The sequence below is a fragment of the Shimia sp. FJ5 genome, from assembly GCF_032918335.1.
In the GTDB taxonomy this organism is placed as follows: Bacteria; Pseudomonadota; Alphaproteobacteria; order Rhodobacterales; family Rhodobacteraceae; genus Shimia; species Shimia aestuarii_A.
Window position 1 is genome coordinate 124,224 of record NZ_JAWJUV010000001.1, and the last position, 18,965, is coordinate 143,188.

Annotated in this window: 21 protein-coding genes and 1 riboswitch; of the genes, 4 read left to right on the forward strand and 17 right to left on the reverse strand. The window is 63.1% G+C overall.

What is annotated here, in order from left to right; all coding sequences use genetic code 11:
- Positions 1-4: 4 nt before the first annotated feature.
- The 4 genes from paaG to R1W01_RS00705 are packed head-to-tail and all read left to right on the forward strand — an operon-like array spanning position 5 to position 3,140.
- Positions 5-784, forward strand: a complete 780-nt coding sequence (paaG, locus tag R1W01_RS00690; protein ID WP_297756510.1) for a 2-(1,2-epoxy-1,2-dihydrophenyl)acetyl-CoA isomerase PaaG — start codon at positions 5-7, stop codon at positions 782-784.
- A 2-nt stretch (positions 785-786) separates the two neighbouring features.
- On the forward strand, positions 787-1,212 hold the full coding sequence (gene paaI, locus R1W01_RS00695; RefSeq protein WP_297756583.1) for a hydroxyphenylacetyl-CoA thioesterase PaaI: 426 nt from the start codon (positions 787-789) through the stop codon (positions 1,210-1,212).
- Between the two features lie 17 nt (positions 1,213-1,229).
- Positions 1,230-2,540 (forward strand): phenylacetate--CoA ligase PaaK, encoded by a 1,311-nt coding sequence (gene paaK / locus R1W01_RS00700; protein ID WP_243611424.1) that lies wholly within the window; start codon positions 1,230-1,232, stop codon positions 2,538-2,540.
- 3 nt (positions 2,541-2,543) lie between these two features.
- The gene (locus tag R1W01_RS00705; protein ID WP_297756509.1) at positions 2,544-3,140 is read left to right on the forward strand and encodes a TetR/AcrR family transcriptional regulator; all 597 of its coding nucleotides are present in this window, start codon (positions 2,544-2,546) and stop codon (positions 3,138-3,140) included.
- 115 nt (positions 3,141-3,255) lie between these two features.
- Here R1W01_RS00705 and R1W01_RS00710 read toward each other — a convergent pair whose 3' ends face one another.
- From R1W01_RS00710 to R1W01_RS00790, 17 genes are all read right to left on the reverse strand, one after another.
- The gene (locus tag R1W01_RS00710) at positions 3,256-3,924 is read right to left on the reverse strand and encodes an adenosylcobinamide amidohydrolase (RefSeq protein ID WP_243611422.1); all 669 of its coding nucleotides are present in this window, start codon (positions 3,922-3,924) and stop codon (positions 3,256-3,258) included.
- Complete coding sequence (locus R1W01_RS00715; RefSeq protein WP_297756508.1) at positions 3,924-4,682, reverse strand: ABC transporter ATP-binding protein; 759 nt, start codon at positions 4,680-4,682, stop codon at positions 3,924-3,926. Before R1W01_RS00715 ends, R1W01_RS00710 begins: the two co-directional genes overlap by 1 nt.
- A complete protein-coding gene (locus R1W01_RS00720; RefSeq protein WP_243611420.1) occupies positions 4,679-5,659 on the reverse strand; it encodes a FecCD family ABC transporter permease in 981 nt (326 codons plus the stop codon). Before R1W01_RS00720 ends, R1W01_RS00715 begins: the two co-directional genes overlap by 4 nt.
- Entirely contained in the window at positions 5,659-6,498 is an 840-nt protein-coding gene (locus R1W01_RS00725) for an ABC transporter substrate-binding protein (RefSeq protein ID WP_297756507.1), read from the reverse strand. Before R1W01_RS00725 ends, R1W01_RS00720 begins: the two co-directional genes overlap by 1 nt.
- A complete protein-coding gene (locus R1W01_RS00730; RefSeq protein WP_297756506.1) occupies positions 6,485-8,320 on the reverse strand; it encodes a TonB-dependent receptor plug domain-containing protein in 1,836 nt (611 codons plus the stop codon). Before R1W01_RS00730 ends, R1W01_RS00725 begins: the two co-directional genes overlap by 14 nt.
- Positions 8,321-8,447: 127 nt before the next feature.
- A riboswitch (cobalamin riboswitch) is annotated at positions 8,448-8,659 on the reverse strand.
- A gap of 113 nt (positions 8,660-8,772) precedes the next feature.
- The gene (locus R1W01_RS00735) at positions 8,773-9,531 is read right to left on the reverse strand and encodes a Phenylacetic acid catabolic protein (RefSeq protein ID WP_297756505.1); all 759 of its coding nucleotides are present in this window, start codon (positions 9,529-9,531) and stop codon (positions 8,773-8,775) included.
- A 13-nt stretch (positions 9,532-9,544) separates the two neighbouring features.
- A complete protein-coding gene (locus R1W01_RS00740; protein ID WP_243611416.1) occupies positions 9,545-10,621 on the reverse strand; it encodes a 2Fe-2S iron-sulfur cluster-binding protein in 1,077 nt (358 codons plus the stop codon).
- Between the two features lie 12 nt (positions 10,622-10,633).
- The gene (gene paaD / locus R1W01_RS00745) at positions 10,634-11,095 is read right to left on the reverse strand and encodes a 1,2-phenylacetyl-CoA epoxidase subunit PaaD (protein ID WP_297756504.1); all 462 of its coding nucleotides are present in this window, start codon (positions 11,093-11,095) and stop codon (positions 10,634-10,636) included.
- A gap of 33 nt (positions 11,096-11,128) precedes the next feature.
- Entirely contained in the window at positions 11,129-11,893 is a 765-nt protein-coding gene (paaC, locus tag R1W01_RS00750; protein ID WP_297756503.1) for a 1,2-phenylacetyl-CoA epoxidase subunit PaaC, read from the reverse strand.
- On the reverse strand, positions 11,893-12,177 hold the full coding sequence (gene paaB, locus R1W01_RS00755; RefSeq protein ID WP_243611413.1) for a 1,2-phenylacetyl-CoA epoxidase subunit PaaB: 285 nt from the start codon (positions 12,175-12,177) through the stop codon (positions 11,893-11,895). The genes paaC and paaB overlap by 1 nt, the downstream gene beginning before the upstream one ends.
- A gap of 107 nt (positions 12,178-12,284) precedes the next feature.
- Complete coding sequence (gene paaA, locus R1W01_RS00760; RefSeq protein WP_243611412.1) at positions 12,285-13,277, reverse strand: 1,2-phenylacetyl-CoA epoxidase subunit PaaA; 993 nt, start codon at positions 13,275-13,277, stop codon at positions 12,285-12,287.
- Between the two features lie 18 nt (positions 13,278-13,295).
- Complete coding sequence (pcaF, locus tag R1W01_RS00765; RefSeq protein ID WP_297756502.1) at positions 13,296-14,498, reverse strand: 3-oxoadipyl-CoA thiolase; 1,203 nt, start codon at positions 14,496-14,498, stop codon at positions 13,296-13,298.
- 267 nt (positions 14,499-14,765) lie between these two features.
- Positions 14,766-15,404 (reverse strand): maleylacetoacetate isomerase, encoded by a 639-nt coding sequence (gene maiA, locus R1W01_RS00770; RefSeq protein ID WP_297756501.1) that lies wholly within the window; start codon positions 15,402-15,404, stop codon positions 14,766-14,768.
- A gap of 78 nt (positions 15,405-15,482) precedes the next feature.
- Positions 15,483-16,028, reverse strand: coding sequence for a VOC family protein (locus R1W01_RS00775; RefSeq protein WP_297756500.1), 546 nt, complete (start codon positions 16,026-16,028; stop codon positions 15,483-15,485).
- 4 nt (positions 16,029-16,032) lie between these two features.
- Entirely contained in the window at positions 16,033-16,239 is a 207-nt protein-coding gene (locus R1W01_RS00780) for a DUF2783 domain-containing protein (RefSeq protein WP_243611408.1), read from the reverse strand.
- 4 nt (positions 16,240-16,243) lie between these two features.
- Positions 16,244-17,854: an FAD-dependent oxidoreductase gene (locus R1W01_RS00785; protein ID WP_297756499.1), complete on the reverse strand. Its 1,611-nt coding sequence runs from the start codon at positions 17,852-17,854 to the stop codon at positions 16,244-16,246.
- Between the two features lie 132 nt (positions 17,855-17,986).
- The gene (locus tag R1W01_RS00790; RefSeq protein WP_243611406.1) at positions 17,987-18,937 is read right to left on the reverse strand and encodes an MBL fold metallo-hydrolase; all 951 of its coding nucleotides are present in this window, start codon (positions 18,935-18,937) and stop codon (positions 17,987-17,989) included.
- Positions 18,938-18,965 lie beyond the last annotated feature (28 nt).

Consider the following 18,965-nt stretch of genomic DNA (forward strand, 5'->3'; position numbering starts at 1 on the left):
CAGGGTGAGCGAGACGATACGCATCGAGGAGCATGGGGATTGGGTTGAAATCACACTCAACCGTCCGGACCGGCTCAATTCGTTCAATGACGAAATGCATGGCGCGCTGCGCGCTGCCATCGAAGCGGCGCGGGACAATGGCGCGCGGGCGATTCTTCTGACAGGCGCGGGGCGCGGGTTCTGCGCGGGCCAAGATCTTGGGGACCGTGACCCGTCGAAAGGCGCGCCGGACCTCGGGCACACTGTGCGGACCTTCTATGCGCCGCTGGTGCGGCTTATCCGGTCGCTTGAGTTCCCGGTGATCTGTGCCGTGAACGGCGTGGCGGCGGGGGCCGGGGCGAATATCGCGCTGGCGTGTGACATGGTTTTGGCCGCCGAGAGCGCGAAGTTCATTCAGTCCTTCTCCAAGGTCGGCCTGATCCCGGATACGGGCGGAAGTTGGCACCTGCCCCGGCTTCTTGGCGAAGCGCGGGCCAAGGGGCTTGCCTTTACCGCCGAGCCAATCAGCGCGCAGAAAGCCGAGGATTGGGGCCTGATCTGGAAAGCGCTGCCGGATGAGACGCTGATGGAGGAGGCGCGCGCGCTCACGGCGCGGCTTGCCGCCGGGCCGACGCTTGGCCTTGGGCTTAGCAAGGCATGCATTCAGGCCGCAGCGGTCGATACGCTTGAGGATCACCTCGAGATGGAAGCCGACGCGATGAAGACTTGCGGCGAAAGCGCGGATTACGCGGAGGGCGTCGCGGCGTTCCTTCAAAAGCGCGCACCCGTGTTCAAGGGGGAATGACGATGACGCCGAAGGAGCGCGCGGAAAAATCCGCTGCCGCCATGTGGGCGGATGACAATGCCTCGCAATGGGCGGGGTTCGAGATCACCTCGGTCGATGAGGGCACCGCGACGCTCGAGATGAGCGTCGAGAAACACCATTGCAACGGGCATGGAATTTGCCACGGGGGGGTGACCTTCATGCTTGCCGATAGTGCCTTTGCCTTTGCCTGCAACAGCCGCAATCAGGCGACTGTCGCGCAGCACAATATCGTCAGCTACCTCGCGCCGGGCCGGTTGGGAGACCGTCTTCGGGCAGAGGCAACCGAGCTGAGCCTTACCGGGCGCAGCGGAATTTACGATGTGAAAGTGACCAATCAGAGCGGCACCGTGATCGCGGAGTTTCGGGGTATGTCCCGCGCGATCAAAGGCCAGCTTTTCGAAGAATAGTTGTCGAGGAGGACGACATGAAAGACCTGAGCCCGAAACCGGGAGACCTTGATCCGATCGAAACCGCGTCGATCGACGAAATCCGCAAGCTTCAGCTCGACCGGCTCAAGTGGTCGCTGCGCCATGCCTATGAGAACGTGCCGATGTATCGGCAGCGGTTCGACGAGGCCGGGGTGCATCCGGATGACTTTAAGGAGTTGAAAGATCTCGCGAAATTCCCGTTCACCTATAAAAACGACCTGCGCGACAACTACCCGTTTGGCCTTTTCGCGGTGCCGAAAGAGAAGATCGTGCGCGTGCATGCCTCGTCGGGGACGACGGGCAAGCCGACGGTTGTCGGCTATACGGCGAACGATATTTCGATGTGGGCAGATGTTCTTGCGCGGAGCCTGCGGGCCTCGGGGCTTCGGGCAGGCGATACGGTGCATAACGCCTATGGCTATGGTCTCTTCACCGGCGGTCTTGGCGCGCATTACGGGATCGAGCGGCTTGGCGCGATGGTCGTGCCGATGGGCGGCGGGCAGACCGAGAAACAGGTCAACCTTATTCAGGATTTTCAGCCGGACGGGATCATGGTGACGCCCTCCTACATGCTCAACATCCTTGAGCAGTTCCACAAGGCGGGTCTTGATCCTCGGGCCTCGTCGCTTTCGGTTGGGGTCTTTGGGGCAGAGCCGTGGACCAACGCGATGCGCAAGGAGGTCGAAGACGCCTTTGACATGCACGCCGTTGATATCTATGGCCTTTCCGAGATCATCGGGCCGGGTGTCGCGAATGAATGCGTCGAGACCAAAGACGGGCTTCATATCTGGGAAGACCATTTCTACCCGGAGATCATCAACCCGGCGACCGGCGAGGTCGTGGAAGAAGGCGAAGAGGGCGAATTGGTGTTCACCACGCTGACCAAGGAAGGGATGCCGATGATCCGCTATCGCACGCGCGATCTGACGCGGCTTTTGCCCGGGTCGGCGCGGTCGATGCGGCGGATGGAAAAGATCACCGGGCGCAGCGACGACATGATCATCCTGCGTGGCGTCAACGTCTTCCCGACCCAGATCGAAGAACAGGTCATGGCCACGGGTGGCCTCGCGCCGCATTTCCAGATCGAACTTTACAAGTCCGGTCGGATGGATGCGATGCGGGTCTACGTGGAGGCCAATGCGGATGCGGCGGACAACCTGTCGAAGACGGCGGCGGCGCGGATGTTGACCAAGCATATCAAGGACATGGTCGGGGTTTCGACCGAGGTTATCGTCGGTGATCCCGGCGATGTGGCGCGCTCGCAAGGCAAAGCGGTGCGCGTCGTCGACAACCGCGACAAGGAGTAGGATTTGGCCCGCACGATAGCAAAAGACCACGATCAGAAGCGTGATCAAATCCTCAAGAGCGCGGCAAAAGTCTTTGCCACGCAGGGGTTTGATCGCGCGTCCATGGCCCTGCTGGCGCGGGAGTGCGGCATCTCCAAGGCCAATATCTACCACTACTATGACAGCAAGGATGCGCTTCTGTTCGACCTGCTCGAGACCTACCTTCGGGAGCTTCGAGACCGGATTTGTCACATTGAGATCAGTGACTTGTCCGAAGAGGCGCAGCTGCGGGCGGTGGTCGCGGAAATCCTCATGGCCTATCAGGGCGCGGACTATGAACATCAAGTTCAGATCGGCGCCATGTCGGCCCTACCGGAGGATCAACAACAGCTCTTGCGGGGTTATCAGCGCGACCTTGTCAAATTCGTTGAGGCCATCATTTGCGCCGCTGCGCCAGAGGTTTTTGACGGGAAGCGAGAGACCCTTCGGGCGACGACCATGTCGGTCTTTGGGATGCTCAACTGGTACTACATGTGGAACAGCGGCGCGGGCAGCGATGCGCGGGAATCCTATGCGACGCTGGTTGTGAACCTGACGCTTGGGGGGCTGAAAGCGCTCTGAAAACCAACGTCGGTATCACGTCGGTATTGCGTCTGTATCGCGGTGGTGCGGAAATCGGGAGCGGGTCGAAATCTGAAACAGATTTCGGCCCGTTCTCTTTTGCAAGAAACCGGCCTCAGCTTGCGCGGCTGCGGCGTTCTGTGTCGTCGATGAGCCATTGGCGCGCACCTTCGAGCACCGCGTCGTAGGTCGCCTTGCCGATGGCTTCTCCGAGGGCGGTGTGTTTGCCAGCATAGGGCATGTGACCCGGCGGAGCGGCAACGGCGATGCAGTCGGTGCCTGTCCCGGTCGCGATGCCGGTGGCGACACGGTGGCCAAGATCGTGCACGGCGGCGGTGCGGGCTTCGGTGGCGACGCTCATTGCTTCGAGGAGACCGATGTCGGAAAGGGGCTGATCGACGCGCAGGGCGATGTTGATGGTGCCCCAATCCTTGCCCCAATCGCGGCCGGTATAGTCCTCACGACTACCGACTCGTTCGGCGTTGGAGAGGCCGATGGTGATGATGGCGTCGGCGGTCACATCCTCGACACGGGCGGTCTTACAGTGATGCCGGGCGAGGTCTCGGGAGGTCAGGAAGGCAACCGCGTCCGAGGCACCGCGCGCGGCGAGTTCGGAGGCGAGCCATGTTTCGGCATCGAGATCCCTTGGCAGGTCGTCCTCGTGCACTTCGCGCCAGAGGATGCGCGAGGCGGTCACGAAGCCGGGGCGATGCACGGCCCAACTCAGAACACGCATCTCTTCGCCAAGGTCGAAGGCCAACCAGGGGCGCGACAGGGTGGGCATCAAATCACCTCGAGCGGCTGAAAGACCGGGCCGGAGGACGTCTGTTGGTGCCATGCCGTGACGCCGAAGGCGCGGGCGAGAAGGGCGTCTGTCAGAACGTCCTCGGGCGCACCGTCGGCGAGGATTCCGCCCTCAGCAAGAAGGACAAGGCGGGTACAGTGGCGCGCGGCGAGGCCGAGGTCATGCAGCGACACGAGGGTCGAGCGGCCATGGCGTGCTAGGTCGGCAAAGACCTGCATCGTGGCGATCTGGTGCGCGGGGTCGAGGCCTGCGATGGGTTCGTCGGTCATCAGGAGCGGTGTGTCCTGCGCAATGGCGCGGGCGATCAGGGCGCGGGCCTGTTCCCCTCCCGAGAGGCGCGAGGCGGCGCGGGCGCGGAACTCTTCAAGGCCGAGATAGGCAATGGCGGCGTCGATCTTTTCCTGATCCGCCGGGGGGATCTTGCCGGAGATTGGCAGGTAGGGCAGACGACCTAGCGCGACGAGACGTTCCACCGGCACGGGCCAGGCGATCTCGCGCGCTTGCGGCATCCAAGCGACGGCGCGGGCGCGGTCGGCTGTGGACATCGCGGCGAGGGAGCTTTGGCCCGATTGGATCGGCAGGAGGCCGAGGGCGGAGCGCATCAGGGTTGTTTTCCCGGCACCGTTGGGACCGATGAGGCCAACCAGTTCGCCTTCGCCAATCGTCATCGAGACGCCGGAAAAGACCGGACGGTTGCGTAGGGTCACGGCGAGATCGGTCAGGGAGAGGAGGGTCATGGCAGTTCCCTCCGGGTCTTGAAGATCAGGTGCAGGAAGAGCGGGGCCCCGATCAGGGCGGTGACGACACCGAGCTTGAGGTCGCGGTCAGGTAGGATCACGCGCACGGAGATATCGGCCATAAGGAGGAGCGCTGCGCCGCCGAGCGCCGAAGCCCAGAGCAGGCGCGAGGGTTGTGCGCCGACAAAGGGGCGCAGGATATGGGGCACGACGAGGCCGACGAAGCCGATGGAGCCCGCGACGGCCGTTGCGCCACCGACGATGGCGGCGGTGCCGAGCACCACGAGGAGGCGTAGGCGCGAGAGGCTCAGGCCGAGGGTTTCGGCGGCGTCTTCACCAAGGGTCAGGGCATCGAGGCCACGCGCCGTGCTTGCAAGGAGGCCTGCACCGATCACGATAAAGGGCAGGGCGAGCCAGAGGTGGGTCATGGAGCGGTCGGCGAGCGAGCCCATCATCCAGAACACGATGTCATTGGCGGCGAAGGGGTTGGGCGAGAGGTTCAGCACCAGCGAGGTCAGCGCGCCTGCCAACGCCGAGATGGCAATGCCCGCGAGGATCAGGGTCAGAGAGCCGCCGCGCGCCCCGGCGAGGCCCATGACGAGGAACACGCCCACGACTGCGCCAAGAAGCGCGGCCAGCGGTAGGCCAAGCGTGGCGGTCGCCGTGAGCCCGGCCTGAAGCGCGAGCACAGCGCCGAAAGCGGCAGAGCCAGAGACGCCGATCAGCCCCGGTTCCGCAAGGGGGTTGCGCAGATAGCCCTGAAGCGCGGCACCGGCCATGCCGAGGCCGCCGCCGATCAACGCTGCAAGCAGGGCACGGGGCAGGCGGATTTCGCGCATGACCATCGGCAACGGGCCGTCCGAGCCGGTCAGGAGCGCGGCGAGGCTCTGGAGGCCGCCGGTTTCGGCGGGGCCGATGGTCAGGGAAACGGCGAAGAGGACGGTGACGAGCGTGGCGAGGATCAGGAACAGGCGCATCAGTTGGCCTCTTCCAGAAGGGCGCGGCGCGCGGCAGAAAGATCGCGCACGGCGTCGAGCACATGGGGCGTGCCGCAGATCCAGTGGTTGTCGCCGACCTGTTCCCCGGCGACGGCCCCTTTGAGGGCGCGCAAGGCGGGGTGCGTGAGGATGTCCTCGGCGCGGGAATGGCCGTCATAGGCGGCGGCGGAGATGATGATATCGGGTTCGGCCATGACCAAGAGTTCTAACGGCATTGACCCGCCATAAGCAAAGCCTGCTTCGGTGGCGACATTGGTGAACCCTGCGGCCTTGAGCACTTGGCTTGGCAGCGAGTTCTCGCCCGGTGTCCAGCCATTGGCGTTGTAGATTGCGGCGCGGGGGCGGGGGCCTTCGGTTGCGCGCAGGGCGGCAAGCTCGGTTTCGAAAGACGAGCGCAGCGCGGCGGCGGCCTCTTCACGACCCAAGGCTGCGCCCATTTCCGTGATGCGGATCGACACCTCATCGAGGGTCAGGGCGGGGCGCATGATGTAGACGGGAATGCCAAGGCGGCGCAGCATGTTGACGGTCGCACGCGCAGTATAAGCGCCGGCGAGCACGAGGTCGGGATTGAGAAGGTAGACCTCCTCGGCACCGCCATAGTTGATCGGGTAGCGCGCGGCCTCTTCGGGCATGGCGGAGGCGCGTGGGTCACGGGCAATGTAGGAAACGGATTTGAGCTGATCCGGGGCGGCGAGCAGCATGGCGAGCTGATCTGTACACAGGTTCAGGGAGACGACGCGCCGGGGCGCATCGGCAAACGCCGCCGCGCTGGAAAGCACCAGCGCGGCGAGCAGGGATATGACCTTAGAAGGACGCACGGATACCGAAGTAAGCTGCGCGGCCTGGCGTGTTGAAGCCGCCTGCGGTCTCGTAGTCTTCGTCGAGCACGTTCTCGAGGCGCAGATATGCCTTGACCGTCTCGTTGATGTCATAGCCGACACCAAGGTTTACGAGCGTGTAGTCGCCGACCTTGTGGCCCGCGGGGGCGTAGATGCTTGGCGTGACGTCCGCGACGTGCTGCACCTCGGCGTTGCCGGTGAAGCCGTTGCCGAAGGTGGCGTCAAGGCCGAGGATCAGGTCATGCTTGGGAACGCGCGCGAGGGTCACGCCGGAGTTGTCGGCATCGGTAAAGGTATAGTTGCCGTAGAAGGACAGCATGTCGGAGATCACATAGGTGCCCGAAAGCTCGATCCCTTTGGAGGAGGTGGTGCCGGGCACCTGAGCATAGGCGCCGGGGATCGGGCCGAGCCAGCCATCGGGGTCGAAATACTCGATCAGGTCGTCGACATCGGTGCGGAAAGCGGTGACGCGGACCGTGTTGCCCGGGCCAAAGTCTTTCTCAAGGCCAAGCTCGAAGGAGCGGCTTTCTTCCGGTTTCAGGGCCGGGTTGCCCGATGCGCTATAGAGTTCATAGAGCGACGGCGCGCGGAAGCCGGTGCCATAGACCGCGCGCAGGCGCAGGTCGTCAGAGACGTGCCAGACAGCTGCAACGCGGCCCGTCGTGGCGCCGCCAAAGAGCGAGTGATCGTCTCGGCGCAGGGCGAGCGAAAGGTCGAGGTTCGCCATCGGCTGCACCATGAGTTCAGCAAAGGCCGAGTTGGTGTCGATGGTATTGACGGTGGTGGCCGGAACGGCGGTTGTCAGGCTCGCGGTTTCTTCGGTGTGATCGAGACCGAAGGTCAGGCCTGCATTGGCACCGAGGTCAACCGAACCGAGATAGGCGATCTGCTCGCGGTCGCCGAGGAAGCGGGTGGTGTAGATGCTTGCCGGATCGCGGCGGTCGGTCTTGTAGTAGGAATAGCTCAGTTCGTGAGTCACGGCGCCGGTCACGAACTCGGCAAAGACGCGCGCGCCTTTCTGGGTGCCGAGGTTGTTCGGGGTGCTGCCGTCGATTTCGACTTCGTAGTCGCGCCACAGCGCCGAGGCCCCGATGGTCAGGGTGTCGGTCAGGTCGAAGCGCGAATTGAAGTTCGCCATGGTCTGATCGAAGCCGTCCTTCTCGGGGTCGCCCGCGGTTGCGGAGATACCTTCGGTATGGAAACGCGACAGGGTGAAGGAGATTTCGGCGCGATCGTTCATGTAGGCGGTGGTGAAATCGCTCGACACGGTGCCGAAGCTGCCGACCTCACCGCCGACAGAGCCGGAGAAGCCAAGCTTGGTCGGGCGTTTGGAGGTGATGTTGATGACACCAGCGATGGCTTCGGAGCCGTGGATCGCCGATTGCGAGCCTTTGAGAACCTCGATGCGGCCGATGCCTGCGCTTGTCAGGCCACCGAAGTTGAAGGCGTTCTGGGTCGAGGTCGGATCGCTCACGTCGATGCCGTCGATGCGCACGCCGATATATTTGCTATCGAGGCCGCGCAGGCGGATCGTGGTGTTGGTGCCGACGCCACCGTTTGCCGAGAAGGACACGCCCGGTTCACGAGACAGGGTCTGGATCAGGGTTGTATCGGCATCTTCGAGGTCTTCCTCGTCGATGATTTCGACCGTCGCGCCGGTGCGGGCGGCCTCGATAGGGGCGAGGCTTGGGGAGAGGAGGATCTCGTCGAGGTCATAGACCTCTTCGGCCCATGCGGTTTGGGTTGTAAGGCCTGTGGCGAGGGCCGCGAGGGCGGCGGAGGCCAGGAGCGTCCGTTTCATGTGTCTGTCCTTCATTCGGGTGATGCCCGTTTGATGCAAGATGTCTTGAGGAAGGACGTGGCCCTCCCGCGACGGTGAGAAGTGCCACCACGACGGAAGGTCCGTTGTCTGAACGCGCCCCGCGTCCGGACAGGGTGAACATTCTGGCAGGTCTCCTGACTTGCGGGTCAAAGCTGGCTCGGGCCTTCCCATCCTCTCCTAAGGAGAACAGTGGCATTGTCCGAGGTCGCTCGCCGCTTACAGTTGCGGGGGCAGTCGAGGGTTTGCCGCGGGTCGCGGCGCACCTCGTTCCCTTTTCACGGGCTGCTGAACAGCCCGACCAGAACGAGAGGTGAATGGCCCGAGACGGGCTGCAAAGTCAATGCGGAATCGCGTTTCGCCAGACCTTTGCGGACAGGGCGCGTTGCAAAAAAGCAAGGGATGGGGCCTTTGACCCGCATCCCATCGCGATTTCAGGCGGCGCTCAGGCCCAGCTTTTCGAGGCAGGCACCGGTTTCCGCGCTCCAGCGTGCTTTCAGCGTGGCGTTGCTTTCGTGGCGCAGGCCCATCGCGGCGAGCATCTCTGCCTTTGTCGATTCCGCGGCGCCGAAAGAGGCGGCCACGCGCGGCATCCAATAGTCGACCGAGGCTTGCAGCGTGGTGCTCTCTTCGGTTTCAAGAAGTTTGGCGACGCCTTCTTCGGCGAGTTCCGCATGATGGCGTTCCACCGGTTGGATCGCGCGGAAGGCTTCGGCGAGCGGCTGATAGGAGACGCGGCACAGCTCGGTCAGTTGCACGGTGACAGCGCGGCCCATCAGCAGGTTCATCACCACCGCATCCGACCAGCCCGCGAGCGGGTAGTTGAACACTGCAAGGCGCATGTCCTGTTCGGTCCGCGTTGTGCCGATGTCGGCGTCGCGTGCGAGGCGCGCGGTCCACGGGTGATGCGTTGCGTAGCGGGCGGTATCGGCGCCGAACTCCCCCATGATCGAGAGCACCTTGTCGGCATTGTCGGTCTTTTCAAGCACGATGCGCGCGGCGGCGATGCGTTCTTTGATGCCCGGACCCTCGTTGATGATATCGGCAAAGCCCGCGGCCCCTGCGAGAGAGGAATCCACGAAGCTCGCCATCAGTTTCATCAACTCGCCCCGGTAGCGCGGCGGCACGTTCGAGGGGTTGGTGAGAACCCCGCCTTGGGCGAGGTAGTTTTCGATCGACATGTCGTCAGCCATGGCTCTGTCCTCCTTACTGGTCGTAGTCGATGACGAGCTTGTCCGTCACCGGGTAGGATTGGCAGGAGAGCACGTAGCCCTTTTCAACCTCGTAATCCTCGAGGGCGTGGTTGGTCATCATCTCGACCTCGCCCTCGATCACACGGCAGCGACAGGTCGAACAGACCCCGGCCTTACAGGCATAGGGCGCGTCCATGTTGTTCGAGAGCGCGGCATCGAGAATGGACATATCCTTGGGCATCTCGATGGTCTGGGTCGAGCCATCAAGGGTAATCGCGGCGCTGGCCTGATTGGCCCCGGCGGCGGCGTCCTTGGAGACGGCCTTGCGCTTGGCCCGGCCCGGTTGCGACGAGGCGAAAAGCTCGAACTTGATGCGGGAGTCGTCGAGGCCCGCATTGCGCAGGGCGGAGGCGATTCCGAGCATCATCGGTTCGGGGCCACAGATGAAGGCGGTGTCAACGTGGTCGATGTCGATCCAGCCGGTCTTGAACAGGTCGGCGCATTTCTCTTCGGTCACGAGACCGGTGAAGAGGTCGATTTCCTGGGCGTCGGATTCGAGGACGTGGATGACGTTGAACCGGCCCATATGGGTGTTCTTGAGGTCTTCGATCTCTTCGCGGAACATGATCGTGTTCACCGCCTTGTTGGCGTAGACGAGGGTGAAGGTCGATCTCGGCTCGAGCGTGAGGGTGGTCTTGATAAGCGAGAGCACCGGGGTGATGCCGGAGCCACCGGCAAAGCCGAGATATTGTTTCTCCTGCGCGGCGTCGAGCGGGGTAAAGAAGCCGCCCATCGGGGGCATGGCCTCGATCCGGTCGCCGATCTTGAGGTCTTCATTGGCCCAGGTCGAGAAGGCGCCGCCATCGACGCGCTTGATGCCGACCTGAAGGATGCCTTCGCCTTTGCCGGCGCAAATCGAATAGGAGCGGCGCAGTTCTTCGCCGTCGAAATCGCGGCGGAAGGTCAGGTATTGGCCTTGGGTGAAGTCGAATTCGGTCGCCGCGCCATTGGTCGGCTTGAGGGTCACGACAACGGCGTCGCGGATCGTCTTGTGGATGTCGGTGACTTCCAGTTCATGGAAACGTGCCATCGGGTCTCCTCCCTATATGCACTTGAAATATTCAAACGGCTCGAGACAGTCCTTGCAGCGCCATTGCGCCTTGCAGGGGGTCGATCCGAATTGGCTCAGCTTCTCGATATGATCACCACCGCAGCGCGGGCAGCGGGCGGGCGTGCCTTTGGCCTGGGGCGGGGCGATGCCGTATTCCTCGAGCGCGGCGCGGGCCTTTTCGGACATCCAGTCCGTGGTCCAGGCGGGGCTCAGCTGTTGTTTGAGCTCGATCTTGTTCAGCCCGTGGTCGCGCAGGCAGGTCTCGATATCGACATTGATCATCGAGGTCGCGGGGCAGCCGGAATAGGTCGGCGTGACCGAGACGACGCAGGTTTCGCCATGAAAGGCGACATCGCGGATGATGCCGAGATCGACCAATGTGATGACCGGGATCTCGGGGTCGGGAATGGCTCCGAGCCACTCCCAGACCTGTTCGATGCTTGGCTGGGTCATGTCCTTGCTCCTTGGGCGGCGGGGGCGCGGTGCCTACCAGGTGTTGCCCGGATAGGCGCGCTGCAGCCATTGCATCGTCGTCAGAAGATGCCCGAGATGTTCGGTATGGCTCTGGCCCGTGCGTCCGCCTTTGTGGGCGAAACGGCTTTCGGGAATGGTCAGCGTGGCCTCGGTCAGCACACGAGTGACAAGCGCGTCATATTCGTCGCGCAGGGTCGCGGGATCGGGGGCGACACCGGCCTCGGCCATGGCGGTATCGACCGCATCGCTTTCGAACATCTCGCCGACATAGGGCCAGAGGTAGTCAAGCGCGGCCTGCATGCGGGCATGGCTTTCCTCGGTGCCGTCGCCAAGGCCGACGACGGTATCGGCGGAGCGTTCCACGTGATAGGCGACCTCTTTCGACGCCTTGGCCGCGATGGCGGCAACGGTCTCGTCCGTCGAGCCGAGCAGGCGGGCGAGGTAGACCGACTGGAACGCATCAAAGAGGAACTGGCGCATCAGGGTCTGGCCGAAGTCGCCATTGGGCAGTTCGGTCAAGAGCACGTTGCGGAAATCCCAAGCGTCGCGCAGGAAGGCGAGATCGTCCGCCGTCTTGCCTTCTCCCTGCACCTCGGCGGCATAGCCGAGCCACATCTGGGTCTGGCCGATGAGATCAAGCGCGGTATTGGCGAGCGCGATGTCTTCTTCGAGCACCGGCGCATGGCCACACCATTCGGACACACGATGCCCGAGGATCAACGCGTTGTCGCCCTGCCGCAGCAGGAATTCCAGAAGGAGGTTCTTATCGACAGCCATCACATGTGCCCCACTTCGTCGGGAATGTCGAAGAAGGTCGGGTGGCGATAGACCTTGCTCTCGGAGGGCTCAAAGAGCGGGCCCTTTTCGCCCGGCACGGTGGCCGCGATATGGCGAGCCTCGACGACCCAGATCGAGACGCCTTCGTTGCGACGGGTATAGACGTCGCGGGCGTTCTTGATCGCCATCTCGGCGTCGGGTGCGTGCAGCGAGCCGACGTGGCGGTGGCTCATCCCGTGTTGGCCACGGATGAAGATTTCCCAAAGGGGCCATTCGTTTTTCATGTCTCTTCCCTTTTCCTTGCGGTGCTCGTCAGGCCTGTACGGGGCTTGGGTTCGTGGCGACCCGGACAGGCGATGAGCGGCTTGGTTCGTGCGCGTGGATGCGGCGTTTACTCTGCGGCGACTTTGCGCGCGGCTTTCTTTTCGGCGTGGGCGAGCAGGCCGTCACGGACCCATGCGCCGTCTTCCCATGCCTTCACCCGGTCACCGAGGCGTTCCTTGTTGCAGGGGCCGTTGCCCTTGAGGACCTCGAAGAACTCTGTCCAGTCCGGCTCGGAGAAATCGTAGCCGCCCTTTTCCTCGTTCCATTTCAGGTTCTCGTCCGGGATCGTGAGGCCAAGGTATTCGGCCTGCGGCACGGTCTGGTCGACGAATTTCTGGCGCAGCTCATCGTTGGTGTTGATCTTGATTTTCCACGCCATCGACTGGGCCGAGTGGACGCTTTCGGCGTCCGACGGGCCGAACATCATCAGCGAGGGATACCAGAAGCGGTTGAGCGCATCCTGTGCCATCTTCTTCTGGGCTTCGGAGCCTTGGGCCATCTTCATCATGATGTCGTAGCCCTGACGCTGGTGGAAGCTCTCTTCCTTGCAGATGCGGATCATGGCGCGGCTATAGGGACCGTAGGACGTTCGCTGAAGCGGCACCTGATTCATGATCGCGGCGCCATCGACGAGCCACCCCACCGCGCCGATATCGGCCCAGTTCAGGGTCGGGTAGTTGAAGATCGAGGAATACTTCATCTTGCCCGACAAAAGCTGTTCGGTGAGGTCGTCGCGGGTCACGCCGAGGGTTTCGGCGGCGCAGTAGAGGTAGAGACCGTGGCCGGCCTCGTCCTGCACCTTGGCGAGGAGGATCATCTTGCGCTCGAGCGTCGGCGCGCGGGTGATCCAGTTGCCTTCGGGAAGCTGTCCGACGATTTCGGAGTGGGCGTGCTGACCGATCTGACGGATCAGTGTCTTGCGATAGCCCTCGGGCATCCAGTCGCGCGGCTCGATCTTGATATCGGCGTCGACCTTGTCCTGAAAGGCGCGTTCTTCGTCGCTCATCTCGTCGCGGGATTTGACACCCGAGCCGGTGGATTTGACCATTTGTGCATACATGACAGGCTCCTCCCTGTTTTAGACGCGTTCGAGGATCAGGGCCGCACCCTGACCGACACCGACACACATGGTGCAGAGGGCATAGCGCCCGCCGGTGCGTTTCAGTTGATAGGCGGCGGTCAGCACAAGCCGCGCGCCGGACATGCCGAGCGGGTGGCCAAGTGCGATCGCGCCGCCATTGGCGTTCACATGGGGCGCGTCATCCGCGACACCCAGTTCGCGCAGTGTCGCGAGACCCTGGCTTGCGAAGGCTTCGTTCAATTCTATCACATCCATCTGTTCGATGGTGAGTCCGGTCCGCGCGAGCACTTTGCGGGTGGCGGGAACCGGCCCAATCCCCATAACGCGGGGCGCGACACCGGCGGCGGCCATGCCGACGACGCGGGCGATGGGCGTGAGGCCGTTCTTTTCGGCCGTCGCGCCGTTGGCCAGCAGGATCGCCGCCGCGCCATCGTTGACGCCCGAGGCGTTGCCCGCGGTCACGGAGAGGTCAGGGCCGTTCACGCCGCGCAGCTTGGCGAGTTTCGCCGCGTCGGTGCCGGGACGGGGATGTTCGTCGGTATCGACGACGATCGGATCGCCCTTGCGCTGAGGCACGGAGACCGGGGTGATCTCGTCGGCGAAGAGGCCAGCCTCGTTCGCGGCGGCCCAGCGGGCCTGCGACCGGGCGGCGAAAGCGTCCTGATCCTCGCGCGAGATGTCGTAGTCGGCAGCGACGTTGTCGGCGGTCTGGGGCATCGAGTCGATGCCATACATATCTTTCATCTTCGGGTTCACGAAGCGCCAGCCGATGGTCGTGTCAAAGACCGCATTGGCGCGCGAGAAGGCAGAGGTATGTTTCGGCATGACGAAGGGCGCGCGCGACATGCTTTCGACGCCGCCTGCGATGACCATGTCATAGTCGCCCGCCTTGATGCCGCGGGCCGCCATGCCGACGGCGTCCATGCCAGAGGCGCAGAGACGGTTCACGGTGGTGCCGGGCACGTCGATGGGCAGTCCTGCGAGGAGGCCTGCCATGCGGGCAACGTTGCGGTTGTCTTCGCCAGCCTGGTTGGCGGAGCCATAGATCACGTCATCGACGCTGGCCCAGTCAACGGACGGGTTGCGCGCCATGAGGGCGGCGATGGGGCTTGCGGCGAGATCGTCCGCGCGCACCGAGGACAGCGCGCCGCCGTAGCGGCCGATGGGTGTGCGGGTGGCGTCACAGATGAATGCGTCCATTGGGAATAGTGTCCTTCGTCCTGTTCATCGGCCCGAATATAAGCCGACCGCATGGTCGGGATAAGGCCTGAAGCGATTCGTGGCAAGAATTATGTTACGATGTGAATGAATTTTTCATTTTTCGGTAACGTAACTCCATTTTCGGGGGGCGCAGGGGCGCTGCCCCTCTGGGCCGCAAGCGGCCCATTCACCCCGAGGTATTTTAGACCAAGAAGAGGCCAGGTGCGCGGATGCCTTTTCGAGCGTCGCTGCGTCACTTGGGGGAGTTTAGTGTGGCCCGACCGAGTCCGGGTGTGCGGCGGCAAAGGCCGGGTGCGCGGCGCAGGCGGCCTCGACCGCGCGGATGCGGGGGCAGGCGCGATAGTCGGCCTCCCAGCGGCGCGCGTTGTAGAGTTGAGGCATGAGGCAGATATCGGCGAGCGAAGGCCTGTCGCCGCAGCAATAGGGCGCTTGGTCGAAGCCTTCGAGAAGCGCCTCGAAGGCGGCAAGGCCGGGCGGGATAAAACGGCGCATCCAGTCGACCTTGGCGTCGGGCTGATCCGGGAGGAGGCGCGAGACATGGCCCACCACCCCGAGATTGCAGACCGGATGCACATCGACCGCGACGGAATGGGCGAGCGCGCGGACACGGGCTGCCTCGGCGGGATTGGCGGGCAAGAGCCCGAGGGCGCGGGTCTCGCTCAGGTAATCGAGGATCGCGAGCGATTGCGTGAAGCGATGTCCGTCGATTTCGAGCACAGGCACGAGGCCTTGTGGGTTGAGCGCGACATGGGCCTCTGCCTTGTGATCCCCGGCGACCAAATCGACCGACACGGCGCGATAGTCGATCTCGGCGAGATTGAGCGCGATACGCACCCGGTAGCTCGCCGATGAGCGCCAATAGTCGTGCAGGATCGTTTCGGTCATGGGGAATCCTTCAGGAGGCAAGACGCCGACCCCGTGAGAGGTCGGCGCAGGAAGATATACCGCAAACTGCTTGCGATGTTAAACGTCTTTGTCGAGTTCCTTGGCATGTAGCCATGCCGCGTGCTGGGGCGCTTTCTTGGTGCGCGACCATTCCTCGAGCATGTCCCATTTGACCGCGTCCATGCGTTCGAGAAGCGCCTCCTCTTCGGGATCGGGGCAGGCGAGCTCGATCCGGTGGCCGTTGGGATCGAAGAAATAGATCGAGTGAAAGATCGAATGGTCGGTGACGCCAAGAACTTCGACGCCATTGGCCTCGAGGTGGTCCTTGAATTCGATCAGCGTCTCGCGGTCCTTGACCTTGAAGGCGATGTGCTGAACCCAGATCGGCGTGTTGGGATCGCGGCCCATTTCGGGTTTGGTCGGCAACTCGAAGAAGGCGAGCACGTTGCCGTCGCCCGCATCAAGGAAGAGATGCATGTAGGGGTCGGGTTCGTGGGTCGACGGCACATGGTCCTCGGCGATGGCGAGGATGAAATCCATGTTCAGCATCTTGCCATACCATTCGACGGTTTCCTTGGCGTCCTTGCAGCGATAGGCGACGTGGTGGATTTTCTCGATTTTCATGGGCTTAGTCCTCTGCCTGTTGGCGGGCCGCGGCGGCGAGCGCCTCGGTCAACACGGTGCGTGCGCCAATATGGTTCGCGAGGATAAGCACGAGGCGGGCGTTGAATGCATCGCTTTCGGCCTTGGACAGGCCGTCGTGAGCAGCGAGCAGATCGGCGTAGAAATCGTCGGCCTGTTCAAGGTTCGGGGCGAGGGTCAGGGTCTCGGACATGGGATTACTCCTTGCCTGTGGCGCGGCGGATCGCGGCGCGGAAGAGTTTCTCGTCAAAGGAGGGGCGACGCGCGGCGACGTGCTGGTCCGGGCGGATCAGGTAGACGCCGGACGTGGCGTCGCCGAGGTAACGTTCTTTGAGGAAACGGGTCGGATCGTCATGCACAGACAGCGCGAGGCGCGTGACCGTGATGCCGTCTTCCTCGATCTCGTCGGGAGCGTCGGCGTCGATGGTCAGGAGGGTGAACTTGTCTGCCAGTTTCGGCAACAGGTAGCCATCCTTGAGCGGCACGTCCGGGCAGGGCGAGCCGGGGCGCGTGCGCTCTGGCCCGTCGAGCGCGTCGGCGGAATTGAGCGGCGAGCCGTCATAGGTACAGGGCACCGAGAGGCGACCCGAGTTCACCAGCGGACGGGCGAACTCATAGTGTTCCGAGAGGTCAAGCACAGCATCGCGCAAGACGCGGCTCATTTCCGATTTCGGGGTGATGAAATCGGTCGAGCGCGAAGAATTCAGGATGTTCTCATCCGCGCCGTGGATCCGTTCGATATCGTAGGTATCGAGCAGGCTTTCGGGGGCTTTGCCGTCTATCACGAGTTTCAGTTTCCAGACGAGGTTATCCGTATCCTGCACGCCGGAATTGGCCCCGCGGGCGCCGAAGGGCGAGACCTGATGCGCGGCGTCGCCAGCAAAGATCACACGGCCTTGGCGGAATTTCTCCATGCGGCGGCATTGGAAGGTGTAGATCGAGACCCATTCGAGATCGAACTGCACATCCTCGCCAAGCATTTCCTTGAGCCGGGGGATGACATTCTCGGGTTTCTTCTCTTCTTCCTTGTCGATGTCCCAGCCGAGCTGAAGGTCGATGCGCCAAACGCCATCGGGCTGTTTGTGCAGGAGGGCGGACTGGCCCCGGTTGAAGGGCGGGTCGAACCAGAACCAGCGTTCGGTTGGGAAATCGGCATCCATGATCACGTCGGCGATGAGGAAGTTATCTTCGAAGATGCGACCGACGAAATCGAGGCCAAGCATGCCACGGATCGGTGAACCGGCCCCGTCGCAGGCGAGGAGCCAGTCGGCCTCGAGGTCATAGGGGCCATCGGGTGTGTCGATATGCAGAAGCGTATGATCGCCCTTGTCCTCGACCTTGAGAACCTTGTTGTTGCCACGGATCTCGATCGGAGCGCCGTCGGCTTGAAGTTCGTGGGCGCGGCGGACGAGGTGATCCTCGAAATAGTATTGTTGAAGGTTGATGAAGGCGGGGAATTCGTGGCCGTCCTCGGGCAGGAGGTTGAACTCATAGACCTTGCGGTCATCGAAGAAGACCTTGCCCACGTCCCATTTGACGCCTTTCTCGACCATCTGTTTGCCTGCACCAAGGCGGTCGAGGATTTCGAGCGGACGCTTGGCGAAACAGATTGCGCGCGAGCCGAAGCTCACCTTGTCGTTGTCATCGAGAATGATCGCCTCGATGCCTTGCTGGGCGAGGTCGATGGCGGCGGCGAGGCCGATGGGGCCAGCACCCACGATGACGACCTTGCGGCGCACCGTGGTGTCGGCGTTTTGGTCGGGGTGGCGCTCATAGGGGTAGAGCGGTGTTTCGAAGATCTTGTTCATGGTGTCTCCTCCCAAATATGGGCAAATCTCCTCTGCACCCCGCCGCGCGCGTGGCGGCGAGGGTCTTGGCGTCATGCTTTCATGGCCGTGCTGGCCTCGCCACGATCTGGATCAAGGCGTGGCCCACCGTGGTCAGCTCTGTAGAGCGTCCCACATCTCGAGGTCGCGCTGGGCGGTCCAGATGCGGGGGGTGTCGATGCCGCGGGCTTCGTCATAAGCGCGCGCGACGTTGAACGGCAGGCAGTGTTCGTAGATCGCGTACTCTGCGAATTTCGGATCGCATTCGGCGCGGCAGGCGTCCCAGGCTTCCTTCAGCGTGCCATTGCGCGCGGCGACTTTGGCGACCGGGCGGTAGGTGCTTTCGACGAAATCGCGGGTGTTCTCAATGGCGGCGTTGACCATCTCCTTGCCGACGAGCGCGTCGCCACGGCCCGGTGCGATGGCGTCTACGTCATAGGCTTTGATCCGGTCGAGCGTCGTGCCCCAGTCGCCGAAATGGCCGTCACCGCAGTAGCAGGCGGAGTGATATTCGACGATATCGCCGGTGAACATGACGTTCTGGTCCGGGACGTGGATGATCGAGTCGCCCGCCGTGTGGGCGCGACCGATCTGACGGATATCGACGCGGCGGTTGCCGAGATAGACGGTCATCGAGTCCGAAAATGTCGTGGTCGGGTAGGTCAGGCCGGGGATCGATTCATGGCCTTCGAAGAGGCGCGGGAAGCGTTGGAATTCGCTGTCCCAGTCTTCCTGACCGCGTTCCACGACCATGGCGCGGGCGGTGTCGGACATGATGATCTGATCCGCGCCAAAAGCCGAGGCGCCGAGGACGCGCACGGCATGGTAGTGGGTCAGGACCACGTGGGAGATCGGCTTGTCGGTCACCGAGCGCACGCATTCGATCACCTTGTTGGCGAGGCGCGGCGTGGCTTGGGCTTCGACGATCATCACGCTGTCATCGCCGATGATGACGCCGGAGTTCGGGTCGCCCTCGGCGGTGAAGGCGTAGAGACCTTCGCCGACTTCGGTGAAGGAGATTTCTTTTTCGGTCATGTCGCCTTGGGATGCGAATGCTTTGGCCATTGGATTTGTCCTTTGCGGTTTGGTGGGT